General features: G+C 40.1%; 16 protein-coding genes. 7 read left to right on the top strand and 9 right to left on the bottom strand.

The features are described 5' to 3' along the window. Positions 1–57 precede the first annotated feature (57 nt). The 3 genes from JWR87_RS07310 to JWR87_RS07320 all read left to right on the top strand — a co-directional run bounded on the left by JWR87_RS07310 (position 58) and on the right by JWR87_RS07320 (position 4,442). A complete protein-coding gene (locus JWR87_RS07310) occupies positions 58–699 on the top strand; it encodes an MBL fold metallo-hydrolase (RefSeq protein ID WP_297817622.1) in 642 nt (213 codons plus the stop codon). 214 nt (positions 700–913) lie between these two features. Then, positions 914–3,328, top strand: a complete 2,415-nt coding sequence (locus JWR87_RS07315) for a hypothetical protein (RefSeq protein ID WP_297817624.1) — start codon at positions 914–916, stop codon at positions 3,326–3,328. A 181-nt stretch (positions 3,329–3,509) separates the two neighbouring features. After that, positions 3,510–4,442, top strand: coding sequence for a TIGR01777 family oxidoreductase (locus tag JWR87_RS07320; RefSeq protein ID WP_297817627.1), 933 nt, complete (start codon positions 3,510–3,512; stop codon positions 4,440–4,442). A 63-nt stretch (positions 4,443–4,505) separates the two neighbouring features. On the opposite strand, the gene JWR87_RS07325 is transcribed toward JWR87_RS07320, so the two are convergent. The 5 genes from JWR87_RS07325 to JWR87_RS07345 all read right to left on the bottom strand — a co-directional run bounded on the left by JWR87_RS07325 (position 4,506) and on the right by JWR87_RS07345 (position 8,531). Then, complete coding sequence (locus tag JWR87_RS07325; protein ID WP_297817630.1) at positions 4,506–5,294, bottom strand: ABC transporter permease; 789 nt, start codon at positions 5,292–5,294, stop codon at positions 4,506–4,508. Positions 5,295–5,309: 15 nt separating this feature from the next. Continuing rightward, entirely contained in the window at positions 5,310–6,203 is an 894-nt protein-coding gene (locus JWR87_RS07330; protein WP_297817633.1) for an ATP-binding cassette domain-containing protein, read from the bottom strand. A 123-nt stretch (positions 6,204–6,326) separates the two neighbouring features. Further along, positions 6,327–7,208, bottom strand: a complete 882-nt coding sequence (locus JWR87_RS07335) for a phosphatidate cytidylyltransferase (protein ID WP_297817636.1) — start codon at positions 7,206–7,208, stop codon at positions 6,327–6,329. 166 nt (positions 7,209–7,374) lie between these two features. Further along, positions 7,375–7,584, bottom strand: a complete 210-nt coding sequence (locus tag JWR87_RS07340) for a DUF2007 domain-containing protein (protein ID WP_297817638.1) — start codon at positions 7,582–7,584, stop codon at positions 7,375–7,377. Positions 7,585–7,604: 20 nt separating this feature from the next. Next, positions 7,605–8,531: a CPBP family intramembrane glutamic endopeptidase gene (locus JWR87_RS07345; RefSeq protein WP_297817641.1), complete on the bottom strand. Its 927-nt coding sequence runs from the start codon at positions 8,529–8,531 to the stop codon at positions 7,605–7,607. A 127-nt stretch (positions 8,532–8,658) separates the two neighbouring features. Here JWR87_RS07345 and dusB point away from each other — a divergent pair, with 127 nt between their 5' ends. The 3 genes from dusB (at position 8,659) to JWR87_RS07355 (ending at position 10,135) form a co-directional block, all read left to right on the top strand. Continuing rightward, positions 8,659–9,696, top strand: a complete 1,038-nt coding sequence (dusB, locus tag JWR87_RS07350; protein ID WP_297817644.1) for a tRNA dihydrouridine synthase DusB — start codon at positions 8,659–8,661, stop codon at positions 9,694–9,696. Positions 9,697–9,891: 195 nt separating this feature from the next. Further along, complete coding sequence (locus tag JWR87_RS20260) at positions 9,892–10,020, top strand: DUF433 domain-containing protein (RefSeq protein WP_366090297.1); 129 nt, start codon at positions 9,892–9,894, stop codon at positions 10,018–10,020. Continuing rightward, entirely contained in the window at positions 9,995–10,135 is a 141-nt protein-coding gene (locus tag JWR87_RS07355; RefSeq protein ID WP_297817647.1) for a hypothetical protein, read from the top strand. Before JWR87_RS20260 ends, JWR87_RS07355 begins: the two co-directional genes overlap by 26 nt. 318 nt (positions 10,136–10,453) lie before the next feature. Here JWR87_RS07355 and JWR87_RS07360 read toward each other — a convergent pair whose 3' ends face one another. Genes JWR87_RS07360 through JWR87_RS07375 form a run of 4 tightly spaced genes read right to left on the bottom strand, consistent with a single transcriptional unit; the run spans position 10,454 to position 15,081 of the window. After that, on the bottom strand, positions 10,454–11,392 hold the full coding sequence (locus JWR87_RS07360; RefSeq protein ID WP_297817650.1) for an L-histidine N(alpha)-methyltransferase: 939 nt from the start codon (positions 11,390–11,392) through the stop codon (positions 10,454–10,456). Between the two features lie 5 nt (positions 11,393–11,397). Further along, positions 11,398–12,543 carry an ergothioneine biosynthesis protein EgtB gene (gene egtB, locus JWR87_RS07365; protein WP_297817653.1) on the bottom strand — a complete coding sequence of 382 codons (1,146 nt, stop codon included), beginning with the start codon at positions 12,541–12,543 and terminating at the stop codon, positions 11,398–11,400. Between the two features lie 4 nt (positions 12,544–12,547). Next, a complete protein-coding gene (locus tag JWR87_RS07370; protein ID WP_297817656.1) occupies positions 12,548–14,119 on the bottom strand; it encodes an ABC transporter permease/substrate-binding protein in 1,572 nt (523 codons plus the stop codon). Then, positions 14,116–15,081, bottom strand: a complete 966-nt coding sequence (locus tag JWR87_RS07375; RefSeq protein ID WP_297817659.1) for an ABC transporter ATP-binding protein — start codon at positions 15,079–15,081, stop codon at positions 14,116–14,118. The genes JWR87_RS07370 and JWR87_RS07375 overlap by 4 nt, the downstream gene beginning before the upstream one ends. 441 nt (positions 15,082–15,522) lie before the next feature. On the opposite strand from JWR87_RS07375, the gene JWR87_RS07380 reads away from it, so the two are divergent. Further along, positions 15,523–19,137, top strand: a complete 3,615-nt coding sequence (locus JWR87_RS07380; RefSeq protein WP_297817662.1) for a PKD domain-containing protein — start codon at positions 15,523–15,525, stop codon at positions 19,135–19,137. Positions 19,138–19,199 lie beyond the last annotated feature (62 nt).

Below are 19,199 nucleotides of genomic sequence, written 5' to 3' on the forward strand. Positions count from 1 at the left end.
TTCTTTAGAGCTTTAAAATTAAGATAAATACATTGTAATTCTAGTAAATTTACGAATATGCTAACAGTTAAGATTTTCACCTTTAACCCCGTTTCTGTAAACACATATATAATTTATAATAATGCAAAAGAAGCCCTGATTATTGACCCTGGGTGTTACTTTGAAGAGGAGAAACAAACCCTTAAAAGCTTTATTGATAAGGAGCAACTTCTGCCGGTTCAACTGCTAAATACGCACTGCCACCTCGATCATATTTTTGGTAATAAATGGGTTTTTGAAAATTATGGATTAGAGTTATTTCTGCATCCAAACGAAGAACAAGTGCTAAGCTTTGGTCCGCAATCAGGAAAGATGTGGGGATTGCCTTTTGAAAATTATGAGGGACCGCTTCACTTTCTCGAACAGGATGATGTTATAAAACTAGGCCAGCACACCTTGAAGGTATTACTTGCCCCCGGGCATTCACCCGGAAGCGTTTGTTTTTACTGTCACGACCAGAACTTTATTATTGGCGGAGATGTATTGTTTCGTGAAAGTATAGGTCGTACAGATCTACCCGGAGGAAGTCACCAGGCACTGCTGGCCAGTATTAGAGAGCAGTTGTTTCCATTGCCCGATGAGGTAATTGTATACCCCGGACATGGAGAACCAACAACTATTGGACATGAAAAAAAGTTCAATCCTTATTTACAGGTGTAAGTATTTATGTTGCAGGCATTTTCTGGGGGTGCGTCATTAGTTGCGACGCTCCGTTCAACATGCGCTTCATCACGCAACTTTTCATTTTACTTTAAGCTGCTATTGCCATCTCCATCTTGCCAGGTATAATTGTAGTTTCTCTAATTATTGGCAATTTACACATACTTATTTGCCTTAAATTCGCTTCTAGCGTTCCGACGTTAAACACTTATACATGAAGAAAACGCTTCTCCTATCAATCTTCCTTTTCTTGTCAATTTTATCTATACGTGCCCAGGTAGTCGATTCAATGATAAAGGTGTATTCAGAGCAGGTGCCTGATGAAAAAGTTCATGTTCATTTTGATAAAGACCTTTATAGAGCCGGCGAACCAATTTGGTTTAAGGCTTACCTTTTTTCAGGTTTTAGTTTGTCGTCAACTAGTAAGAACTTTTATGCAGAACTGATAAATGATAAAGGTAACATTGTACAACGAAAAGTATATCCCATAGCAGAGTCGTCTGCCAGCGGCAACTTCGACTTGCCTGATTCTCTACGGGCGGGCAATATGATCTTTAGAGGATATACAACCTGGATGCTCAATTTTGACACTGCATTTATTTTTCAGAAAAATATAGCAGTAACTGATAAAGCCGGACTGCCCGAAAAGGGGAAATCTGAGGTTGCTAAAAACTATACAATTCAATTTTTCCCCGAGGGAGGAAACCTGGTAAATAGCCTACAATCGGTGGTTGCCTTTAAAGCAAACGATGAGTTGGGATTGCCAGTTGTTGCAAAGGGAAATATCGTAGACAGCAAGGGCACAGTAATTACCTCTTTTTCATCTGCTCATGACGGAATGGGCAGTTTTAGTTTAACTCCCGCAGCAAGTGAAACTTACCAGGCAGTTTGGACTGACCCTGGTGGAAAAAAACAAACAGTTGCTTTACCTGAGACTAAAGCGCAGGGATTTGTACTAAAAATATCGGGTGCTGCAGGCAAGAAGGTATTTATGCTCACCAGAACCGATGACGTTCCGGATAGCTGGAAGAAAGTGAACGTAGTAGCACTGCTGGGGCAAGAGAGAGTCTATAAAGCTAAAGCTAACCTGACCGAAACTAAAGTTACGAGCGGTACCATTCCTGTTGAAAATCTCCCATCGGGCTTATTACAAATCACTGTTTTTAGTGATACCTGGGAGCCGATAGCAGAACGGATAACAATGGTAAATAATGCTAATTATCTTTTTGATGCAAAGGTGAGTACGCCGGAATTGAATACAAATTTCAGAGCAAAAAATACGATTGAAATTGAGGTAGATGATACACTGTTATCTAATATGTCTCTGGCAGTAACAGATGCAGCAATAGGAAGGCAAACTTCGGGAGATAATATTATTTCACGAATGCTACTCTCAGGCGACATTAAAGGGTTTGTTCACAATCCCACCTATTATTTTGCTAATACTGCAGATAGTACAGCTAATAATCTTGATCTTGTGTTGCTTACTCATGGCTGGCGACGCTACAACTGGGCAACTATGGCAAGAGGACGCAAACCAGTTATTAAGTTTCCGGCAGACACCTATTTAACGCTTGAAGCACGGGTTTTTGGTGTTACAACCGCTTCACCGCTTAGAACAGATGAGCAATTATTGATTTTTATACAAGGCAAAGACTCCTCATCACAATTTCTGGAGATGCCTAAAAGCGGCCCCGATAAATTTACCCTACCTAATGTTGTTTTTTATGATACGGCTACCGTTTTCTACCAGTTTATGAAAGATAAAAAAGCCGAAAGGGAGATGAGCCTCGGGTTTTATAACAACTTCATAAAAGGACCAAGGCGAATCGACCTTTTAAACAGGCCTTTAAACCTGGAGATTGATACTGCAGCAATTGCAAGAACAAAATTTTTTGCAGATAAACTATTTCAGCTAGGCAGCAAGTTTGATCCGAAAGGAAACGTATTGGAGGCCGTTACCGTAAGAACGCGAACAAAAAGTGTTGCGCAGCAGTTAGATGAAAAATACGCCAGTGGATTATTCAGGGGAGACAATGGCTATTCTTTTGACTTAACTACCAACAATGGAGCAGGTAATTTAGACATTTTTTCTTATCTGCAAGGAAAGGTTGCAGGTCTTCAAATAACAGGGGCAGGTTCTAATGCAAATCTCCAGTGGAGGGGAAGCAGGCCAGCACTCTTCTTAAATGAAATGCAAGCCGATGTCTCCCAGCTTTCTTCAATATCAGTAAATGACGTCGCTTATATAAAAGTAATGCGGCCACCTTTTATCGGAGCAATGGGTGGTGGTGCAGGTGGAGCTATTGCAGTGTATACCAAAAAAGGAGGAGATGTGAAAATGGAGCCTGGAAAAGGCTTAAATAAGAGTATGGTGGTTGGTTATTCTGCCCCTAAAGAATTTTACTCTCCTAATTATAAAGACTTATCAGGATCATCACAAGTGGCTGCTGACTTCCGTACTACACTTTATTGGAACCCCCTGATTCTAACTGACGGCAGCAGGAAAAAGGTACGAGTGGAGTTTTATAATAATGATATTACAAAAGCGTATAGGGTTATACTTGAAGGAGTAAATGAAATTGGCAAAATGGTAAGGGTGGAAAAGGTTATTCAGCAACAGCGGTAAAAACTATTCGGTAAAAGGTTGTCATCAACAAAGTTTTCGTTGTCCTAAACTCCAGGCTGTTTTACTTGTTATATCCATTTACTCACATTTCCGTATTTATTATCTCAACTATCTTTTCGTTCAGTCTTAGTTCACGGCAGACAAAAGTCTAACAACAAACTTTTCTGCTCAAATATTATCTATGTCCACAATACTTATTACCGGCGGTACTGGTTTACTTGGATCCGCTCTTACCCGATTGCTGGTTACAAAAGGACATAAGGTTATTATTTTGTCGAGAACACAAAGACATTCAGATGATAAAAATATCAGCTACTCTGCATGGGATGTAAAAGCGCAAACCATAGAGAGGAAAGCTGTAGAGCAGGCTGACTATATAATTCATCTTGCGGGCGCGGGGGTAGCAGATAAAAGATGGACAGCCGACAGAAAAAAGGAAATAGTTGAAAGCCGTACCCAAAGCAGTGCTCTACTTGTAAAAGCGTTGCAGGAAGTACCAAACCACGTAAAAGCTGTAATCAGTGCATCGGCAATAGGGTATTATGGAGATGATCAAAAACGATCTGCTAAGAAACCAGCCTTTACAGAAGAGATGCGTGCAGATACAGAGTTTTTGGGGGAGACTTGTCGCCTTTGGGAAGAAAGTATTGAGCCGGTACAAAAAGAGGGCAAGCGGCTGGTAAAATTAAGAATAGGCATTGTTTTAAGTAACGAGGGAGGTGCGCTTCCTGAATTTAAGAAGCCAATAAATTTTGGTGTTGCAGGGGTATTAGGTAGTGGCAAACAAGTTATAAGCTGGATTCACATTGAAGATGTATGTCGAATGTTTTTGTTTGCAATAGACAACGAAAACCTCAAAGGTGTATATAACGCTGTTGGACCGGCGCCGGTAAGAAACAAAGACTTAACAATACTGTTAGCAGAAAAAATGAAGGGAAGGTTTTTTGTACATGCTCATGTGCCGGCATTTGTACTTAAAGTGATGCTTGGCCAAATGAGCGTTGAGGTATTAAAGAGCGCCACAGTAAGTTCAGAAAAAATAAGAACAGAGGGTTATCGTTTTATATATCCTACAATTGAAACTGCTTTAAATAACCTTATAAGTGCAAAGTGAAACGTGCTTTAGGTTGAAATACTAAGAAATAATGAATGCAAATTGATGCAAGAGAGTGTTCCTCTACAAATCGTCGGACTCGAATTTTTTAACGCTTATAAAATAGTATAGGGCCAGATAAACAGTAGCCATAATTAATAAAGCCGGCGTGTTGAAAGATGCCATAAATTGATTTATGATAGCTTTACCAAAGGGTATGCGAATGAGGTTGTCAGTTGTTTCAAGCGGAAGATAACGACCAAAGTTGTCTGTATAATGATTTAAAAAAGCTGTAAGCATATTTTCGAGGATAAGCGTATACAAGAAAAATACCCCAATAGTAATCCCTGACCTTTTAAACAAAAGACTAAAAAGTAATGCTGCAGAACAATAGCTGACAGCCTGTATAAAAAAATAGCCGATAAATTCAATCTTTTCAAAAGTGAAAGAAGTAGCATTTTCCTGCAAACCAAAAAGCAAGGCTGTAATAAAAACTGCTACTGTGGCAGCAAGGGCAACTATGATGGTGAGTGCTATTTTCACCAAAATAAATTCCTTTCGACTCCAGCCATCTATTATGTTCTGCCGATGTGTTTTGTAACTGTATTCATTAGTAAAAGAAATGATAATAAGGAGTCCCAGCATAAACATTAGAAAGCTACTTATGTAGCTTACCAAATGCCAGATATCAGGAAAGTTAAACAGTGCCCCCACGACCGCTTTAGACATTTCATTATTTTTCGGAGCTAAGGTCCAAATTTGGTGAGCAATATAAATGGCGCCAAAAACACTAACCAGGTATAGAATCGATAGAACCCAAAAGGTTCTGTAATGCTTCACCTTCATCCATTCTACTTTTAAAAGCTGGAACATTTGTATAAAGCGTTTTTAATTATTAGTAAGCTCAAAAAATTTCGCTTCAAGACTTTTTTTCTTTAGCAAAAGATGATTAAGGGTAACTCCGCTATTAAAGCAATGCTGATTAATTGCTTCAAGATTAGCAGTGCCCGAAGGATAAAGGGCTTGGATACAGTTGCTTTGCTTTTTTATACTCGTATGACCAGGCAGGGCGGAAGCAATCAACTCAAGCTGCGAAAGATTGTTTGCAGATATTTCTACGATGTCTTCATTCACCAGTATTTCATCTACCGGTCCGGACGTCAATAATTTTCCTCTTTTCATTATGGCCACGTGCGTACAAACCTTTTCAACTTCATCAAGCATGTGGCTGGCCATAATAATCGTTTTGCCTTCTCCTGCAAGTCGCTTAATCAATTCACGGATTTCTGCAATTCCTACAGGATCAAGTCCATTGGTAGGTTCATCAAAAACCAATACAGTAGGATTACCCAACAAGGCCGACGCTATTGCAAGCCTTTGTTTCATACCTAACGAGTAGGTGCTAAACTTGCTTGTTTTTCTTTCTGCCAGGTTTACTTTTTCGAGCGCTGCGGGAATATCTTCTCTTCCTTTTCCCTTAATTTCTGCTGCAATAGCAAGGTTTCTTTCACCCGATAAGTAGTGATAGAAGTTGGGCGTTTCAAGTAGGGTTCCAATGTCTTTTCGAAGAGTTGATGTAGCAGGCTTTCCAAAAAATTCAAACGTTCCTGAGGTTGGTTTCAAAACATCCATTACAATACCAAGCATCGTTGTTTTTCCACTACCGTTTGGACCAAGAATTCCAAAAACGCTTCCTTCAGGAACGTCGAAGGAAACATTATTTAAGGCTTGAATCTTTCCGTAAAATTTTGTGATGCCATTAAGGCTAAGTACGGGTTGCACAGTTAGTCGCAGTTTATTAAGGAAGTAAAATAGATGGTTTTGGCGGGATGGAAAAATGTTATTTGTAACCGGGAGCCGCTTAATTACACAATGCCTCGATTCCTTATTGGCTCCATCACTTCTTTAAATCCCAAACAGAATAATATACAGCCACACAAAAGGGGTGGCAAGAATCAAACTATCGAAACGGTCAAGGAAACCTCCATGGCCTGGCATTAGTTGTCCGCTGTCTTTTACGCCAGCCATTCTTTTTAATTTGCTTTCAAGTAAATCGCCTGTAGTACCAACGATTGCAGCAATAAGGGAAATGACTATAAGCGTTACAATGTCTTTTACGTGAAAAAGGAAATAACCACCAAGTGTTACCACGGCAACACACAGAATAGCCCCACCTCCTGTTCCCTCCCAGGTTTTTTTAGGTGAAATTTTAGAGAAAGGTGTTTTTCCGATAAAGGACCCAACGATATAGGCCATCGTATCATTTATCCAGATGGAAGCAATCAAAATAACCGGGATAATCCAACCCATATCTAGAAAAACCTGCGATCCCTGGGTAAGAAGGCCAGTGCTTCTAATACCGATCATTAAACCCCAGCTAACGGAAATGTATACAAGGCCAAGAAGTGAGTAGCCTAGTGTTTTTATCGAAAAGTTTTTTGAAAGAAGAACAAGCCATATTGGAAGTACGACCCCTGAGACCAGTAATAGTACTTTACCAACGACGTGAAATGTAAGGTTGCCAATTGCATAAGCATTGCCGGCCATAAAGAGCATAAAAGCCCAGCCCGCTAACATTACTCCATATTTATGTATGGGAGTTATTTTTTGATATTCCGGGTCTATCAAACCTATTAATTTTTGATATTCTACCCAACAACCAAAATGTATAACAGTAAACAAAATGAAGAAGCTCCAATGATTCCAGAGGAGCCCCGCTAACATAATAATAGCAAATATGACAGCAGTTAAGGCACGGGTTTTAAAAGTCTGGACGTTAAAAGCCATATTTATATAAGTTGAGCCGACAGGTTGATAAAGGGATGAAGTGATAATGAAAATGGCTGCGTTTTTGTTGCGGTACAAGTGAGTGACACAACAATGTTGAGGGGAGCACTAATGATGGTAACACAAAAAACTTTTGCATAGATGAAAAACACGGGTGAAAAAGAAATCAATTCAGCAAACCTCTGTCTACCAAATGCCTTGCTATATCTTTTAATAAAACGGGAACATATACTTCAATATCGCCAAAGTTGAGATAGCTGCTATCCTGCTTGTTTACCACCATAACAGGTACACTGTTTTCTTCGAGCATTCCTTTAATGATGCTGGCCTGGGGAAAGTTGCGGGTAGCATATAAAAGAAACCATTTGTGTGTCATACTTATTGTTGTAAAATCGATTACGCAATATAATCATTATCGTCGCCGGTAACAGTAGCCGGCAATACTTCGTCACTTTTCTTTTTAATGAAATAAATAATGCCAATGCCAACAACGAGGCTTATAAATGCACCATACAGCGGAACCGAAATGTTGTCGCTAGCAATCTTTTTTAAAGTTTCGCTGCTATTAGCGTAGTAGACAGATAAAACTGCGAAGGCGTTGTTTACAAAATGAATAAGGATGGTATACCACAGATTTCGGGTTATATAATATACAATGCCTAAAATAAGTCCTAGGGTAAAAATGGGTAGTATTTTAAAAAATGTACCGTGAAGCAAAGCAAACACAACAGATGATATTAATATAGCCAGCCACGGTTTGTGGCTGATACGTAACAGGGCCTTCTGCAACGAACCCCTGAAAAACAATTCTTCACCTATTGCAGGCAGTAAAGCCATGATAAACAGGTTGATTAAAAGGTCTCCAAAGTTTTTCATTTGCAGAAAAACCTGCAGCGCCCTGTTATACATCGCCTCCATTTCGAGCAACGATTTTTGTAGAGAGCCGAATTTGATACGTGCATTTATCTCGCCCAGCCATCCTATAAAAGGTTGAATGGTACATAATAAAAGGAATGCAGCGGCCAATAATATAAGTGATGCATTTTTTTGAATGCCGATATATGGGAGTGATTTGGGCGATGAATAGTAGCCAAAGAACAATGAAGGCAGGATAAAGGAGATAATAGACCCCGCCAGTTGGGCCCATTTGAACTTGTCTATTACATCTGGTGAAACAACCGCACTCTTATTAAGCAGGGCACCCGCAATATCGCCGAAAAAGAAGCTTGAAACAGCAGAATTCAAAATAAGAAATCCACCTGCCAGCCCCAAAAAAGCGAGAAACTGCACTGCCGGAGGTTGATATTTTAAGTAAGTCTTCATAAATCAGCTACAAATAAGAATGTAAGTTTGCGTTTTAAAAAATAGTTGTGCAAGATACAGGATGCAACTTATAAACAACAGGTTGCAACGCTGTGCTGGCAGGCTTTAAAGGATTTTTACAAGTATCATGATTACTATCGGCAACATACAATTACAGGGCTTTCCGCTTTTGTTGGCTCCTATGGAAGATGTAAGCGACCCTCCGTTTCGTGCAGTGTGTAAAGAAAACGGAGCAGACCTTATGTACACAGAATTTATCAGCAGCGAGGGCCTGATAAGAGACGCGATTAAAAGCCGTAAGAAGCTTGATATCTATGATTATGAAAAGCCAATAGGTATCCAGATTTTTGGTGGTGACGAGGATAGCCTTGCCATGGCTGCAAAAATTGTAGATGTTACCAATCCAGATTTACTTGATATCAATTTTGGCTGTCCCGTTAAAAAGGTTGCCTGTAAAGGCGCCGGTGCCGGCGTTTTGAAAGACATAGACCTGATGGTTCGCCTTACAGATGCAGTCGTAAAATCTACGAACCTTCCTGTAACGGTAAAGACCCGTCTTGGCTGGGACGAACAGACGAAAAATATAGAAGAAGTTGCTGAGCGGTTGCAGGATGTAGGCATCAAAGCATTAGCAATTCACGGTCGCACACGCAGCCAGATGTACAAAGGAGAAGCTGACTGGTCGCTTATAGCAAAAGTTAAAAACAATCCACGCATTCATATACCCATTTTTGGAAATGGCGATATTGATAGCCCGCAAAAGACCGTAGAGTACAAAAACCGTTACGGGGTCGATGGGATTATGATCGGTCGCGCTGCTATTGGTTACCCCTGGATCTTTCGCGAGATCCATCACTATATGCGAACCGGTGAATTGCTTCCTTCTCCGACTGTGGAGGAAAGGGTAGAGGTGAGCAAAAACCATCTGCGCAAGTCGGTCGAATGGAAAGGACTGGTTGTAGGGATCAATGAAATGCGGAGGCATTATTCAAATTACCTAAAAGGCTTACCGGGAATCAAGGAATTCAGAAACAGGCTGGTAACTTTAAAAGAAGTAGAAGAGGTAGAAGCAGTATTGGATGAAGTGCAACAACACTACCAGGGATTTGAAGTGGAAAGGGCGCCAATTGTGTTGGAAAATTATCATGAACACTGTGCGGTGTAGGAACCGGGATGAGAGGATGGGTTGGATTATGAGGACATTTTGGTAGTCGGCTTTGGAATGCTCCTGTACCGTCGTTGCGTCGCACTCTTGTACTTTTGCTTTTTATTGAGCGATTAGTCTAAATCTTTAATACTTGCTCAAACAATAGACTCTAAGTCTCTCCACACTCCAATTACTCATTGTTATATTTGTGCGATGCAGACTTTATCCGACTATATTACTGTAGATCAGGAAATACAATTTGGTAAACCTGTCTTCAAAGGAACACGGGTACCGGTGCAAAGTTTGTTCTGGCATTTTGGAAAAGGGAGTTCCTTTAAGTGAATTTTTAGAAGACTTCCCAGGCGCAGATCAAAAGCAGGCTGAAGCAGTTATTAAATGGAGTGCAAAACATTTTGAATTGCCTGAAATAATATTTGATGAAACTATTATTGGATGAAAACCTCCCTTTCAAGCTTAAATATCGTTTCTAAAGAAAAGGTTTTAAAGCTTATACTATAAAAGATATGGGCTGGCCAGGAAGAAAGAATGGAGAGCTACTAGAACTGATGGTAAAAAGCAATTTTGAAGTCTTTGTTTCAATCGCTAACAATCTTTCCACCAACAAAATTTTAAAATTACCCTTTAGGTGTTGCTATCCTTATTGCAAGGGACAACACATACGAGAACTGTAATGGAGTTTTTTGATGAGATTATTGAAGCTTTAAATAGAAGAATTACAGGTACCAGGGTTGTAGTTCATCCAGCCTATAAATAATCATACGCACCTCCAAATTGCATCCAAAAACCACTTCTTCGAGTCGTAGAAATGATGTATAAGTTCAAAGCCTGTTTGCTTTGCTAATTCATCCGTTTGCTCAACGGTATATTTTTGTGAGATCTCCATAAATATTGGCTCTCCTTTAGCGAAACCAAAGGTTTTTTCTCCGATGCTTACCTGCTGTTCCACTTTGCTTACAATATAACTTTTGGTTGCTCCTGTAGCTGGATCGTAGGTAGGATAGTGATAGAAATTATCAAGGTTGAAATTTCCTTGTAGCTCCTTATTGATTCGGAGTAATAAGTTTAGATTGAAATCTCGGGTAAAGCCTGAACTATCATTGTAAGCATCTAAAATTGTTTTCGGGTCTTTCTTTAAATCAAAACCAATTAAGACAAGATCTCCCGGTTTTAAATGTGCTCTTAATGATGTGCTAAACTCACCTGCTTTTTCTAAAGGAACATTGCCAATATTGCTACCTAAAAAAAGAACTACTTTGATTTTATCAGGTAATGTTTTTGCCTTTTCAAGCATTTTAAAATATTCTCCGTTTAAACCCTGCAGCTTCAATGCAGGAAGTTTTTTGGGAAGTTCGTAGTGAAGTAAGTCAATTACATTAGCAGAAATATCAACAGGAAAATAGGTGAAGCTTACTTGGTTGTCTAAAAGACCTTTCAGTAGATGGATAGACTTCGTAGCATCGCCCGCACCTAATTCAACAATATCAAATTCTTTACTTTGCCCGGTTAGCACTGCAACCAGTTCGTTGGTTTGTTGGGCGAAAATTTCCATTTCGCATTTCGTAGGATAATACTCTTTCGATGCCATAATACGCTGGAACAACTTGTCGCCGTTGGCATCATAAAAATATTTTGACTGCAAATATTTCTCTTTGGCAGAAAGGCCCTTCAAAACATCCTCTAAAAATTGGCTCATGTTTTTTATTGTGCTAACCTGATACCGGTGTATTGCCAGCGCAGGTGCGGATGAAAAAAGTTGCGGTAAGTAATACGGCTGTGGCCCGGCGAGGTAACTTCAGAAGCCCCGCGCAATACCTTTTGATTGACCATAAATTTTCCGTTGTACTCCCCAATGGCACCGGGAGCTTTTTTAAAACCAGGGTAAGGGAGATAAGCGCTCTCAGTCCATTCCCAACGGCTACCCCAGGTAAATTTGCCTGCAGCTACTTCCCACTCAAATTCAGTTGGTAAACGCATTCCTTTCCATGCGGCAAAAGCAGCGGCTTCATAAAAACTGATGTGGTTAAGAAGATCGTAGGGATTTACAGGAGTTAAACCGTTGTAAGTATAATGATGCCAAGTCCCGTCAATGTTGTGCCAATACATGGGCGCAGATATGCTGTTGTTTTTTACCCAATCCAATCCCTCAGCGTGCCAATGTCTAAAATCTGTATAACCTCCAGCTTCAATAAATTCTATAAATGCTCCATTGGTCACCAATGTCGTCGCTATTTCAAATTGCGGCACATACACTTTATGCCTTCCCAGTTCATTGTCAAAACAAAAGCCCCTACCATTAAAGCCTATCTCATAAATCGCTTCATCGATTGTTATAAAATTTTCTATTGGGTGGTTTTCAATTGTATCAACTAAGGGAGTGTAAGCTGGAAATAAGGGATTGTTTCCAAGAATATATTTTATATCGGTTAGTAGAAGCTCCTGGTGTTGTTCCTCGTGGTTAAAGCCAAGTTCAAGCAGCTCGTTCAATTCGCTGGGGTAGTTGTCTTTAAGCAATCCCTCCATTGCCTCATCTACATACTTCCTGTATTGAAAAATATCTTTTACAGTTGGCCTGCTTAAGTTACCGCGATCGGTTCTGATAACTCTTGCACCAACGGTCTCATAATAACTGTTGAATACGTAATTGTATTCGGGATTAAACTCTGTATAACCCTGCAGATAATCCATTAATATAAATGTTTCAAAGAACCACGTTGTATGACCAATGTGCCACTTGGGTGGACTTACATCTGCAATGGGCTGAACCACGAAATCTTCCGTTTCCAAGGGTTTGCAAATATCTTCTGTTCTTTTTCTTACTATTTTATACCGCTCTAAAAAATTCATTCTTTTAATTATTATCGATAAACATTTTCAAGTCCGAAATAGTTCGGATGTTTAATTCACCGGCTTGCTTCTTCCGCATCATTAAGGCATAGGCATTATTAAAACCAATAGGTTTCAACCACTTTATTTTGTATTGATTGATGAACTCCTTTTGAACATACTCATACACTTTTTCTTTATTACCTATAATCTGCTGCACAACGTTATTCACAGGCTGAAGGATAACCAGCAAACCTGTACCTGTATATTCGGGATACATGTCGATCTGGTTATTGGTTAAGGCATCAAAACAAATTTTTGTACCGCCTAATCCAGTTTTCGTTTCTACCGTTAAGTCCGTATTCCCTTTTATCAGTATTGAATACATCTGCAACAAAATGTACTGTTCACCAAAAATTTTTGAACCCATCCTTACAATTCCTTTGTTCCCGTTTCGAGGTTCTTTGTATAGATTTTGTCTTATGAGAAATTCCCTGGCAACCTTTTCAGGTGGCTCCTTCAAATGATCAACCCGGTAATTAAGATCGGTCATAATAGAGTCGTTAATTCTACCAGACAATAAGTTTAGTGCAGGCTCAAGCTCGGCATACTTTGTCAAAATTTCCTGCCTTACAATTGGCGCTGCGTAGTAAGGAGGAAATATGGTCTTATCATCGTCCAGTACTACCAGGTCGTAAGCTTTCAATCTTCCGTCTGTACTATACCCGCTGATTACGTCGAGTTGATTTTCGAAAGCAGCTTTGTACATCACTGCATCGCTAATGACTACCGTTCTTATGTTTAATTTGTATTTACTTTTTAAGCCAAGATACCCGTCGCTTCTTCCCATAAACTCGGGTGTAAAGCCCGCAAGCATGTGGCCTTTTATTGTAGCAGGAAGCAGGTAAAAAGAGGAAAGACCAACCAATATAATTGGTATACTAATCAAAGAAATCCGGGCATTTTTAATATTAAGCTGCTGAACCCGGGCAAGCAAAAAATCAAAAAAAATCGCGAGTAAAGCAGCAGGAATTGCACCGGCTAAAATCATGTTGGTGTTGTTTAAAGCAATTCCTCCAAATATAAATTCACCTAACCCTCCTGCAGCGATATACGCTGCAAGGGTTGCCACACCAACGTTAATGACGGTTGCAGTTCTAATGCCGGCAAGTATTACTGGCATAGCCAGCGGTAGCTCTACTTTAAAGAGTATTTGGTAAGATGTCATTCCCATGCCTTTTGCGGCATCGGTTACCGAAGAATTAACCTGGTTAATACCGGTGAAGGTGTTGCGAATAATTGGAAGAAATGCATACAGCATCAACGCAACGATTGCAGGTTTAGCCCCGATACCTAGCAGGGGGATCATAAACCCAAGCAAGGCGATACTTGGAATGGTTTGAAGTACACCTGCAATGCCAAGTATTGTACCACTCCACTGCTTTTTTCTGCTAATCCAAATACCTAGAGGAATTGCAATTATGATTGAAAGGAGCAAGGAGATGAAGGTTAGTCCAATATGAGCAAGCGTTTGTTCGAGCAACTTGTCAGATTGCTGCTGTATAAAACTCCACAAACTTTGTTGCTGCTCATTCATGCTTTAATTGAATTTTTATAATTGGTGTAAGCAGCCATCAAAGAACCTATCTCAATTTGTTTCTTTTGATTGCTTACTGTCGTAGCAAATCTTTCAGCTTCCGGGTGTTTTGCCTGGGAAATTGTTTCTATTGCCTCCCACAAAGTAGTTTCGGGCACCAGCAACTTTTCGTCTGTGCCTTCAATTGCCTTAGGCAAGAACCGCCAAACCTCTTTTAACTGAATACTTTCGAGTTCCAACTGAAAACGTTGCTCTTTTATAAATCGGGAAACAAATTCGTCAGACGGATTGAATAACAATTCCTGCGCCGTACCGATTTGCACTATTTTTCCTTCATTCATCAGGCAGATGCGGTCGCCTAATTCAAAGGCTTCCTGCACGTCGTGCGTTACCAGTAGTATGGTTTTTCGTTTCAATTCGTCAAGGTTATTAAACTCTTTCCGTATGCTTGCACGAGTAACGGGGTCCAGGGCACCGAGCGGCTCGTCCATTAATAATACCGGAGGATTTGCTGCGAGCGCTCTTGCAAGTCCAACACGTTGTTGTTGTCCTCCGCTTAGTTGTGCGGGGTAAAGGTTAGCAACTGTTGCGGAGAGTTGTAACTTTTGAAGTAATTCATCCGTTCGACGTGCAGTTTTTTCCTTGTTCCATTTCAGCAGGTTTGGAACGATGGCAATATTTTCTGCTACTGTATAATGTGGAAACAAGCCATGATGTTGCAGTACATATCCAATTCCTCTTCTAAGTAATTCGGGTGGTTGTGTTTTTATATCCTGTCCGTTTACAATAATGTCTCCTTTGGTTGGTTCAGTTAAGCGGTTAATCATTCTGAGCGTAGTTGTTTTTCCGCAACCACTGGTGCCCAAAAGAACCAGGGTTTCACCTTCTTCGATAGAGAAGGAGATATCATCTACCGCTTTGCCATTTGCGTACTGTTTGCTTACATTTTGTAATTGGATCATTCAAAAAACTAGTCGTTTGATTTTTCGAGTGAAAAAAGTAAGATACATATTTTCAACTTATTGCCGGTGACGCCCCGCATTGAAAATGTCAGCAACAGTTTTCAAATTTAGATCGTCTCCTTGATAAACGTGTAAGGAAGGTTAGCCAGGAATAGCTTCTTTATAATTTACAGTACAAGGGAGCGTCGCAACTATGATGCTATTTAACCAACTGCCGGATCTTAAAGAAATATAACGGTTTAACCAGTGTTTAAAGTTGGAATGTATAAGGTGTATTCCCACTTTTTAAGGAGGTGTGCCGGGGATTAGAATAATGAGCATTTTCTATTTAAAATACAACGTTTTATTGCCGATGTAGCAACTAATTTTAACAACAATGAAGCGAAACAGTACATAGCTTTAATTAGTAAAAATCTGTAACTCTTTTTAAACATAACCTGCTTGAAACTACCTTTTTCAATTGCCTTCACAGTTCTTATTCTTTGTAGCAGTTTATATAGCTTTTGTCAAAATTCTAACCTGGAGTTCGTTGAAAATAGAGGCCAGTGGGAAAATAATATAAAGTTTAAGGGTGTGATGAATAATGGAGCTTTTTTTCTACAGGAAAAGGGCTTTACTGTTGTGCAACACAGTGCTAATGATCTCTCCTTCTTACAACAATCGAATCATGGAAATGCCCAAAACCACAAAAGAGTTGCGGGAAAAGTAATAGCTACTGGAGCCCCCGATAATAATGTGATTGTTCATTCTCATGCTTATAATGTACAATTTGTAAATGCAGTTGCTCCTGTTATTACGGGCGATAAACCGCTTGGTACTTATAATAACTATTTTGTTGGCAACGACCCGGCAAAATGGAGAGGTAATTGTAGTATTTACCAGGCTATTACTTATCGAAATATTTATCCTGGCATAGACGTGAGATACTACACAAACGAAGGGCGGTTGAAGTATGATATTGTCGTAAACGCAGGTGCAGATCTGTCCCCTATTGCCATGAAATATGAGGGGGTAGATGGCCTGGAGGTAAAAAACGAACAATTGATTATAAAAACCTCGGTAGGTAATGTACGCGAATTAGCCCCCTACGCTTACCAGTTAGTGAACGGGCAGAAAAAGACGGTTAATTGCCGCTTTAAGGTGATAGGTAATACAGTGAAATTCGCCTTAGGTAGTTACTCCGCATCTTCAACATTAGTTATAGATCCTACACTTGTTTTTTCGACTTTTACGGGTAGCACAGCCGACAATTGGGGCTATACGGCTACTTATGGAGCTGATGGAAGTTTTTATGCCGGAGGAATAGTGTTTACGACAGGTTTCCCCACAAGTACAGGTGCTTTTCAAACAGCTTATGCCGGGGGAGAAAACGACACGGAAGGACTGGGAGGTTTTGATATGGGCATTATGAAACTTTCTCCTGATGGCAGAGACAGAATTTATGCAACCTACATAGGAGGATTGAAAAATGAACATCCACATAGTTTGGTTGTAGATGGACAGCAAAACCTGGTGATTGCCGGAAGAACCACATCTGATGACTACCCTGTAAGGTCTACGACTTTTGGTACTGGTGGAGGTTATGATATAGTGTTGACCAAGTTGAACGCGGCGGGAAATGCCTTAATTGGCTCAAGGAAAATTGGTGGGTCACAAATGGATGGCGTTAATATTGGCCCTAAGTATTCTGGTGGAAGTCAACTATCGGTGGAAAGCTTAAGAAGGAATTATGGAGATGATTCCAGAAGTGAAGTTATTTTAGACAATGCCGGTAATATTTTGCTTGCTTCAAGCACCCAGTCCTCTAATTTTATAACTACTGCCGGTGCATTTCAAAGAACCATCGGAGGCAAGCAAGATGGTGTATTTATAAAAACAAATTCAGACATCACAAATATTATTTACAGCAGTTTTATCGGGGGGAGTGAAAATGATGCAGCTTTTGTTTTGGCAATTAATCCCTCAAATAATAATATCTATCTCGGCGGCAATACTGTAAGTACAAATTTGCCGGGTGATAAAACCCGTACACTGCATTCCACTTTCCAGGGCGGTGAAACAGATGGCTTCGTTTCGATTATTACTTCTGCAGGGCAGTTAGTTAAAACGAGTTATATGGGTACGCCCGGCAATGATATGTTGTATGGAATCCAGTTCGACCGGTTTTCATTTCCTTACATTATGGGAACAACGACGGGAGACTGGCCTGTTGTAAATGCAGTGTTTCGTCAAGCGGGTGGAAAGCAGTTTATATCAAAGTTGAAAGCTGACCTTACCGGTTATGAATATTCCACCATTTTTGGAACTAACAACCCGCTCCCCAATATTTCACCTATTGCATTTCTTGTTGACCGATGTGAAAACGTATATGTATCGGGGTGGGGCGGTTCAGTAGACCAGGATGCAAAATATCCTAATGCGGGAACCTCGGGTTTATCTATAACTCCGGACGCTATTCAATCCAGAACCGACAACAGCGACTTTTACTTCTTCGTACTGGCAAAGAACGCTACTCACCAGTTATATGGAAGTTTCTTTGGTCAAAACGGAGGGGTTGGTGAGCACGTAGACGGAGGAACAAGCCGATTTGACCGTAATGGCGTTATTTACCAGGCATTGTGCGCTAACTGCAACAAAGGAGTTTCATTTCCAACGACTCCCGGAGTTTGGTCGCCTGAGAACGGTTCTGATAATTGCAACCTTGCCGCTGTAAAAATTGCATTCAATCTTGCTGGCGTAACGGGAAGTGTAAGGTCGTCTATAAAAGGAGCTGTCAATGATACAACAGGTTGCGTACCTCTTACTGTTGACTTTTCTGATACGCTGGCCCAGGGAAATAGTTATGTTTGGAACTTTGGAGATAATACCGGTGATATGGTTACTACTACCCCTAATCTCAGTCACACCTTTACCAGTGTGGGAGATTACCGGGTCAGGCTTGTTTCTATTGATAGTCTAAAATGTAATGTTGCAGACACCGCTTATACAAACATTCGCGTAACAACTTTTAGAGCAAACCTTGATTTTAGTTCAACCAAGCTGCAGCCATGCGATTCGTTTAATTATAGATTTACAAATACTTCGTTTGTTTCACCTGCTGCAAGATCTTTTTCTGCCAGCTCCTTCCGCTGGAGTTTTGGTGATAATTCTGCTCCTGTTATTGCAGGCCCCAATGCGGTAAACCACAGCTTTCCCGGTGCCGGTACTTATGTTGTAAAACTCTTTTTAAACGATGCTACATTTTGCAATTCTCCTGATTCAATTGAAAAAACAATTAGAATATCGGCCAATGTAAAAGCAGGTTTCAAAACGGGTGCAAGTGGATGTGCACCATACAATGCCATTTTTGAAAACACTTCTGCCGGAGGGCAACAATTCAATTGGGACTTCGGCGACGGCACCACATCAACGCTCCCAAATCCTCAACATTTATATTCTGCACCCGGAACTTTTGTTGTAAATTTAAGAGTGATTGACTCTGCCACCTGTAACCTGCAAGATTCTGCCAGTTTTACTATTACTGTTGCAGGAAAGCCTGTTGCTTCATACACCTTCACACCCAATCCTCCACAGGAAAATACACCTGTCAGGTTCTTCAATAATTCGATAGCAGCAAACCGATATAAATGGGTTTTTGGGGATTCCGACTCTTTGCTTACATCGTCCTCCGACCCAATACAACATATTTATACAGAAACAAACACTTTTAATACTTGTTTAATTGCAATTAATAATGTTGGTTGTGCCGATACTGTTTGCCAACCAATAGCAGCATTGATTGTTCCTATACTTGATGTACCTAACGCCTTTACCCCAAACAATGACGGGGTTAATGATAAAGTGTTTGTAAGAGGTTTTGGTATTAAGAGATTAGTATGGCGGATTTATAACAGGTGGGGGACGGTGGTATTTGAAACGAGCGATAGAACGCAGGGATGGGATGGAACATATAAAGGAAGCCTGCAACCCAAGGAAGTATACCACTACGTGTTAGATGTAGAATATTCAGATAACACAAAATATCAAAAGAAAGGAGACATAACATTATTAAGATAAAGAGATTAATAAAGAAAAATATTAAAGATTGAGGTCGAAATAACATTATTAAAGAAGACGAA

Source organism: Segetibacter sp. (assembly GCF_025963695.1).
In the GTDB taxonomy this organism is placed as follows: domain Bacteria; phylum Bacteroidota; class Bacteroidia; order Chitinophagales; family Chitinophagaceae; genus Segetibacter.